General features: G+C 43.0%; 8 protein-coding genes and 1 pseudogene. 4 read left to right on the top strand and 5 right to left on the bottom strand.

What is annotated here, in order from left to right:
- Positions 1-43: 43 nt before the first annotated feature.
- The 4 genes and pseudogenes from CHU92_RS02875 to CHU92_RS02860 all read left to right on the top strand — a co-directional run.
- A pseudogene (locus CHU92_RS02875) lies at positions 44-415 on the top strand (L-threonylcarbamoyladenylate synthase); the annotation flags it as partial.
- Complete coding sequence (locus CHU92_RS02870) at positions 415-1,866, top strand: CCA tRNA nucleotidyltransferase (protein ID WP_094412412.1); 1,452 nt, start codon at positions 415-417, stop codon at positions 1,864-1,866. The pseudogene CHU92_RS02875 and the gene CHU92_RS02870, both read left to right, overlap by 1 nt.
- A 33-nt stretch (positions 1,867-1,899) precedes the next feature.
- On the top strand, positions 1,900-2,943 hold the full coding sequence (locus CHU92_RS02865) for a COX15/CtaA family protein (protein WP_094412410.1): 1,044 nt from the start codon (positions 1,900-1,902) through the stop codon (positions 2,941-2,943).
- Between the two features lie 58 nt (positions 2,944-3,001).
- Complete coding sequence (locus tag CHU92_RS02860) at positions 3,002-3,184, top strand: CsbD family protein (protein ID WP_094412408.1); 183 nt, start codon at positions 3,002-3,004, stop codon at positions 3,182-3,184.
- Positions 3,185-3,301: 117 nt separating this feature from the next.
- Here the strand turns inward: CHU92_RS02860 and CHU92_RS02855 are convergent, their stop codons facing one another.
- Genes CHU92_RS02855 through CHU92_RS02835 form a run of 5 tightly spaced genes read right to left on the bottom strand, consistent with a single transcriptional unit; the run spans position 3,302 to position 6,708 of the window.
- Positions 3,302-4,057, bottom strand: coding sequence for a LytR/AlgR family response regulator transcription factor (locus CHU92_RS02855; protein WP_094412406.1), 756 nt, complete (start codon positions 4,055-4,057; stop codon positions 3,302-3,304).
- Between the two features lie 38 nt (positions 4,058-4,095).
- On the bottom strand, positions 4,096-4,416 hold the full coding sequence (locus CHU92_RS02850; protein ID WP_094412404.1) for a 2TM domain-containing protein: 321 nt from the start codon (positions 4,414-4,416) through the stop codon (positions 4,096-4,098).
- 5 nt (positions 4,417-4,421) lie between these two features.
- The gene (locus tag CHU92_RS02845; RefSeq protein WP_094412414.1) at positions 4,422-4,724 is read right to left on the bottom strand and encodes a 2TM domain-containing protein; all 303 of its coding nucleotides are present in this window, start codon (positions 4,722-4,724) and stop codon (positions 4,422-4,424) included.
- 11 nt (positions 4,725-4,735) lie between these two features.
- Positions 4,736-6,079: a 2TM domain-containing protein gene (locus CHU92_RS02840; protein WP_094412402.1), complete on the bottom strand. Its 1,344-nt coding sequence runs from the start codon at positions 6,077-6,079 to the stop codon at positions 4,736-4,738.
- Positions 6,080-6,084: 5 nt separating this feature from the next.
- The gene (locus CHU92_RS02835; protein ID WP_094412400.1) at positions 6,085-6,708 is read right to left on the bottom strand and encodes a hypothetical protein; all 624 of its coding nucleotides are present in this window, start codon (positions 6,706-6,708) and stop codon (positions 6,085-6,087) included.
- Between the last annotated feature and the right edge of the window lie 231 nt (positions 6,709-6,939).

The raw sequence follows: 6,939 nt of genomic DNA, 5'->3' as shown, positions 1-6,939 counted from the left end.
CGTCAACCCTTTTTTATTTAACAAATAAGTTTAAACCACTTCATATAATGTATTTAAGGAAATACCCGAAGTGGCCTGGCAGATACTTGACCTTACTGATAAACCCACCACCCTTATACTTGACAATCCGAGGAATGTTGCCCCAAACCTGATAGGCCAGGACAATACACTCGGGGTAAGGCTGGTAAAAGAGCCTTTTTGCTACAAACTTATGGAGCGGATGAAAAAACCCCTTGTATCTACTTCGGCAAATATCAGCGGCATGCCTACACCAAGTTCTTTCAAAGAAATAGACCATCATATTTTGGATGGAGTAGACTATATTGTAAATTTGCACCAGGATAAGATTGCCGCAAAACCCTCATCAATCATAAAGATAGGGAACAATTTGCAGGTGAAAGTGATACGACCCTGATGGAAAATAAAACTTCATACAAAGAAGCATTACACAATAAAATATTCAGCATAACCTCCCGGGCCGCGGCAGAACTTGATGTAAAAAGTTATGTAATAGGTGGCTACGTAAGGGATTTCCTCCTCGGACGTGATTTTAAAAAAGATATTGATATTGTTGCGGTGGGCAGCGGCATAGCGCTTGCCGAAAAAGTATCATCTATGCTGCCAAAAAAACCTAAAGTACAGGTTTTCAGGAACTATGGCACAGCTATGCTCCATTATGAAGATACTGATATTGAGTTTGTGGGCGCGCGCAGGGAATCCTATTCCGAAAACAGCCGAAACCCTAAAGTAGAAAACGGTACCCTTGAAGATGACCAGAACCGTAGGGATTTTACCATTAATGCCCTGGCGCTTTCCCTTGATGAATCTGATTTTGGTGCGCTTATTGACCCCTTTAACGGGGTTGATGATTTAAGGAACAAAATAATCCGCACACCACTGAACCCGGATATTACGTACAGTGATGACCCGCTGAGGATGATGCGCGCCATACGTTTTGCCACACAGCTCAATTTTACTATTGAAGAAGAATCGCTTAGCGCCATTGCGCGAAATAAAGAACGTATAAAAATTATTTCGGGCGAACGTATAGTTGATGAGCTGAACAAGATTTTAATGTCCCCCGTGCCTTCAGTAGGCTTCACGCTGCTGCATGCCACCGGGCTGCTGCAGCTTATTTTGCCCGAGCTAACCGCTTTGCAGGGAGTTGAGGAAGTAGAAGGCCAAACCCACAAAGATAATTTTTACCATACGCTTGAAGTGGTTGATAATATAGCCCGGCACACCGATGATGTATGGCTGCGCTGGGCGGCACTGTTGCACGATATAGGCAAAGCACCTACCAAAAAATTCCATAAAAAAATAGGCTGGACTTTCCACGGGCACGAATTTGTGGGCAGTAAAATGGTGAAGAAGCTTTTTGAAAGGCTGCACATGCCGCTGAACCAGAAAATGAAGTTCGTATCTAAAATGGTATTGCTAAGCTCCCGGCCTATTGTGCTGGCCCAGGACATTGTTACTGATTCGGCCGTGCGGAGGCTGTTATTTGATGCCGGTGAAGATATTGAGAGCCTTATGACGCTTTGTGAGGCCGACATTACCACAAAAAATCTGCAGAAATTTAAAAAATACCACAACAACTTTAAAATTGTACGCCAAAAGATTGTTGAGGTTGAGGAGCGCGACCATATCCGTAATTTCCAGCCGCCAATATCCGGTGAAGAGATAATGCAGTTATTCAACCTGCCGCCATCGCGCGAAATAGGAATTATTAAGGAAGCTATCAAAGAAGCCATACTTGAGGGCGAAATACACAATGATTATGATTCGGCCTATAAATTCATGATGGCAAAAGCAGAGAAGATGGGGCTGGTAATTGAGAGGCAAAGTAACAAAGTAACAAAGTAAAAAGTTTTAAAAGTTACAAAACACATTTCAGCAATGAAAATTAAATTTACTTCTATCACAAAAACAGCATTAATACTGGTGTATCTTGTAATAGTGGCAGGTGCACTGGTACGCATGACTGGATCAGGCATGGGCTGCCCTGACTGGCCTAAGTGCTTTGGTTACTACATTCCCCCTACTGATATTAAAGAGCTCATGTGGTCGCCCAACCGCCAGTTCGGCAAAGGCCAGGTCATCATAAAAGATGAGAAACTATGGGTGGCAAAAGAAACCTTTATTACCGGAGCTGAATATGATGCTTCAAAGTGGGAACCCTATACCAGGCATGATTATGCTGAATTTAACGCGGTACATACCTGGGTTGAATACGTAAACCGGCTTATAGGCGCGCTGGCTGGTGTTGCCGTATTTGCCATGGCTTTAGCCTCTTTTGGTTTTTGGAGGAAAAAAACAAATATTATACTGCTGTCATGGCTGTGTGTATTCCTAATGGGTTTCCAGGCATGGCTGGGCGCCACTGTGGTGTACTCAGTATTAAACCCGGTTAAGATAACCCTGCACATGGTTATGGCGCTGGTTATAGTAGGGCTTATCCTCTATATCCTTGACAGGTCTAAGGAGCTTACCCATCAACTGGTTGTATTTAAATACGATAAGCTGTTCAGGAACCTGCTTATAATTTCTATAGCATTAACATTGATACAGGTTGTATTAGGCACACAGGTGCGCCAGTTTGTTGATGAACGTGTAAAAATGCTGGGGCATGAAAATATGAATCAGGTTATGGACAACCCTATCATCAACTTCTACTTTCACCGTACTTTCTCTTTTGTAGTAGTGGGAGTCAATGCATGGCTATACTTACGCAACAAAAAACTTAGCCTGGGTTACAGTAAAGTTTCATGGGTATTGTGGCTGCTTGTTTTTGAAATAGCATCGGGCGTGGCCATGTATTACCTTAATTTCCCGTTCGGGTCGCAAACTATACACCTTGTTATGGCTGCACTGCTTTTTGGTGTGCAGTTTTACCTGATTTTAGAAAGCAGGCGCAGTGCTAAAGTTATATTAAACTCTTAGCTTCCTGATATTTTTGTTGGTAACTTTATCTCACTAAAGAACCACAAAAATAACTGTTATGCCAAATTCAACAGAGATCCATGGAGGCTGGGACGAATTTAAAGGAAAATTAAAACAGCGATATGCTGAACTTACTGACGACGATTTAACATACGAAGAAGGTAAAGAAGATGAAATGTGGGGCCGGCTTGAACAGAAACTTGGTAAAGCGAAAAAAGAATTATTGTCTTTATTCCAATAACTATTTTCCTTCAGGCAATTTTAACCACATTCTGAAACTGTTCTATAAGTAACTATTGCTTATCGAACAGTTTTTTTATATTATGCTGCCTACTGAAAGCTTAATACTGCCACTTGTCTACCCGAGCCATTCCCTGAAATCATTAACACGCTCCCGGCTCACTATAACCTCATCGTCTTTATAGGTAGGCAGTATTACTTTTAGCCTCGAATTGGTATAAACAACAATATCTTTTATGGCATCTATTGCTACAATGAACTTACGGCTAACCCTGTAGAACTTTGCAGGGTCTAACTCATTTTCCAGCTGCTCCAGGGTACATTCCAGTAAGTAGTCTCGGTTGTCTTTTGTATGGATATAGGTCCCTTTGTTTTCACTGAAAAAACATTCGGCATCTTCAACATTCACCATTTTCAGGTGCTGCCCCATTTTTATGGTAAAACGCTTTTTATAAGCCTTTTCAGCAGGATTTACCAGCATCCGCTTTATCTGTTCAAAGTCAAGGGAAAGGCTTTGTGGCTGCGGCCTGTTGTTCCTGTATTTCTGCACCGCAGCCTCAAGGTCGTCTTCGTCAACAGGTTTTAGCAGGTAATCAATACTGTTCAGTTTAAATGCGCGGAGCGCATATTCATCATAAGCCGTAGTGAAAATAATAGCGCTGTTAACAGGTACCGTATCGAAAATTTCAAAAGAAAGCCCGTCTGATAACTGTATATCAAGAAATATAAGGTCAGGATGCGGATTGGCAGTAAACCATGATATAGCCTCCTCTACAGAGTGCAGCATGGTATCGGCCTCCAGGCCAAGTTTGCGAAGCCTGCGCTGCAAAAGGCGCGCCGCAGGCTTTTCATCTTCTATTATCAGTACATTCATTACTTTTGGCTGTAGTTAGTTTACGGAGTTAAATTATTTTATTCCCATTTAGCTGATCTGCCCTTTTCGCGCTCCATGTATTCCCTTATTTTTCGCTCCTCCCAGTTACTGCCGAAAAAGATGCCTGTGGCAAATACGCCTACAGCATGGAACATAAGGCCAATACCCCAAAAGAATGCTGTACTGAACGTGCTGAAGGTAAAAAATGTTTCCCCGGCCTCTAAACTGAATGCTTTGTAAGCCAGAAGGAACAGGTTAACAATAACATAGGCAATAAGGTGCTTGTAAAAACCCATTATTGATTGTACTTTTTTTCGCGCCTGCTCCAGCCTGCGCTGTTCTTCAACTGAATATTCCATATCTTTTATTTAATCGGTTGTTTTTGTTTTTCTTTTTCCATTAACTGCCTTGCCTTTTTTTCCTGCCATTCTTTGCCCATAAATTCTATGTTACAGAAGGCGGAAAGACCATGTATTAGTAGCCCTGTGCCCCAGCCTATGGCTGAAAACCAGAACCAGTGGAAAGCCTGAAAAAAAGCAAGATTAATATATATTAATACAGGAACCACTATACAGTATGCCGCAAGGCTGTAATAAAATGACTGCATTGCTTTTACTTTCTTCCTGGCCCTTTCATATCCGGGATCATGCCTGTAATTACTTTCCATATCATTACATTTTATTGCCACCTGGCTGTTTTTTCTTTTTCAAGTATCTCCCTGATTTTTTTCTCTTCCCATTCAGCCCCTATAAAAGGTATGAGCCCGAAAACGCTTACGGCATGTATGGCAACACCCAGGCCCCAGCCTGCCGCAGGCCATATAAACCAGAGGTACTCGGGGTATGTGGCCAGGTTGAGTATCATTAAACCCGCATTTACAATTATGTATGAAAACAGGTGGCCATAAAAGTCTTTTATTTCCTCAACCTTTCGCTGTGCTTTGTAGTAGCTGTCCTCTTCTTTATCAATATCTATAGCATCCATGGTTTCAACCTGTTTTGTTAGTAAAGGTAATTTTACGTTGAAATAATCATTTGTCTGCTCTACCACAACTTTCCGGTTAGTGAGTATGGCATAGCGGCTTACAATATTTTGCAGCCCTACGCCCCGCCGGTCCTGCATTACTTCTTTTTTGCGGTAATCATTCTGTACCACAAGGCATCCTTCTTCCTCATATATCCGGATATGAAGGGGACGCTGCTGGCTGGCTACGTTATGCTTTATGGTATTTTCCAGCAGCAACTGCAATGAGAGCGGCACCACTAATGCCTCCGGATTTGAAACTGACGGGGGCATTTCAAAAAACAGGCTGTTTTCAAACCTCATCTTGAGCAGGTTCATGTACGTTTTGGCAAATGACAGCTCCTCCTGCACGCTAACCAGTTCTTTATCCTTTTGCTCAAGCACATAGCGGTACACTTTGGATAGTGATGTAGTAAACTTTTGTGCACTGTCCGGGTTTTCCTCAATAAGTGAACTGAGCACATTAAGGCTGTTGAACAGGAAATGAGGGTCTATCTGGTTCTTCAGCGATTCAAATTTTGCCGAAGCCGTACCTGCTATCAGTTTTTGCTCCTTTACGCGGTTTTCCTGGTATTTCCTGTAAAAGTTAAGCGCGTGTACCGCCAGTGTGATTATTAGCGTAATAATAAGGGCAACATAATAATTGCTGGCCTTTTCTTCAGCGAGGAACGCACTGAAACTTTCCCCTTCAACCACTACATCTTCAAATATCCGGAGCAGGAAAACGATAAAAGCTGAAATTATAAAAGAACTTAAAAAACCAGCCAGCAGCCGCTTTGCAGAAAGGCGGTTTTTGCCGAAGAGCCTGTCCATGGCTATAAATACCGCAGCATTGGCCATGTGGAGCGTAACTGTGTAGAGCATTACGTACAGGAAATTTACCAGCAGGGCATTATCCCACTGTGGGGTGCGGCCCTGTGCAAGGCTGAGGAAAAAAAGCACAACAAATAGGATGATGCCTAAGCCCGAAGCGCGAAGTAATTCCCTTAAAACACTCATGCCTGTTACTTTTTACATTCAGCAAGCGTTTCTTTTGCCCTGTCAAGCCCCCAGGCAGGATAATAGGCAGAAGGCTGCTTATACGCCTCAAAAAGCTGTATTGATTTTTCCACCTGCGCACATAACGGCTTTATATCTTTACCGAAGAATTTGGCGCTTCCCATGTCAAATTCAGCTTTGCAAAAAACCACCCTCGGGTTGTCAGGGGCTATAGCAAAAGCCTTTGCATAAAGCTCATTAATCCTGGGCGAAAGCTTCATTCCGTTGGTCATAGGGTCAAAGGCAATCCACGCAGTATGTATCATGGCCTGCATTACCAGCAGTTCGGGTTCATTGGGAGCAATGGCTATCGCGGCATCCTGTGCTGCCTGTGCCTTTGTAAGTAGGGCATTTATCTTTTCCCTGTCTTTTGTTTCAAATGCCTGCGTAGTGTTTACAAGCGCTACATAATAGTTGGGCAGCCAGTTGTTTTTCTCGGCAGAAGCCATCCTTTCAAATAAAGAAGCAGCCTCAGCATTCCTGCCTTCGGACCAGAATTTAAAGGCACGCTGCATGCCCTGGTCATACTGTGACTGTGCAGACAGCATGCTGCCTGTAAGAAGCAAAAGAAAAGTAATTAATCGTACCATGATGATCTTGTTTTTGTTTAACGGAACAAATATCTAAAGATAATCCAAAGCGACTGAATTTTAGTAACCGAGTTGTTGATTTTTACGGATGAAATGTACCGGTGTGCGCTATATGCTGTACTAAAGCCTGTTTTGCCCTAATCATTCCGTGCCAGCCGCCCGGAATGTACCGCCTTTTGCCGCCAGCCCTGATGGGAGCGGCATCCTCCCCGCCGCCTGCTTTCGCGGCGG

Origin of the sequence: Flavobacterium cyanobacteriorum (assembly GCF_002251835.1) — a bacterium.
Taxonomy (GTDB): Bacteria; Bacteroidota; Bacteroidia; order Flavobacteriales; family Flavobacteriaceae; genus Flavobacterium; species Flavobacterium cyanobacteriorum.
Note: the sequence above shows the minus strand (reverse complement) of the source record. Positions and strands in the feature narration are given on the sequence as shown.

Bases quoted from the DNA above. Each gene is read 5' to 3' on its own strand.
- CHU92_RS02870 (WP_094412412.1), top strand. From the start codon at position 415: ATGGAAAATAAAACTTCATACAAAGAAGCATTACACAATAAAATATTC.
- CHU92_RS02865 (WP_094412410.1), top strand. From the start codon at position 1,900: ATGAAAATTAAATTTACTTCTATCACAAAAACAGCATTAATACTGGTG.
- CHU92_RS02860 (WP_094412408.1), top strand. From the start codon at position 3,002: ATGCCAAATTCAACAGAGATCCATGGAGGCTGGGACGAATTTAAAGGA.
- CHU92_RS02855 (WP_094412406.1), bottom strand. From the start codon at position 4,057: ATGAATGTACTGATAATAGAAGATGAAAAGCCTGCGGCGCGCCTTTTG.
- CHU92_RS02850 (WP_094412404.1), bottom strand. From the start codon at position 4,416: ATGGAATATTCAGTTGAAGAACAGCGCAGGCTGGAGCAGGCGCGAAAA.
- CHU92_RS02845 (WP_094412414.1), bottom strand. From the start codon at position 4,724: ATGGAAAGTAATTACAGGCATGATCCCGGATATGAAAGGGCCAGGAAG.
- CHU92_RS02840 (WP_094412402.1), bottom strand. From the start codon at position 6,079: ATGAGTGTTTTAAGGGAATTACTTCGCGCTTCGGGCTTAGGCATCATC.
- CHU92_RS02835 (WP_094412400.1), bottom strand. From the start codon at position 6,708: ATGGTACGATTAATTACTTTTCTTTTGCTTCTTACAGGCAGCATGCTG.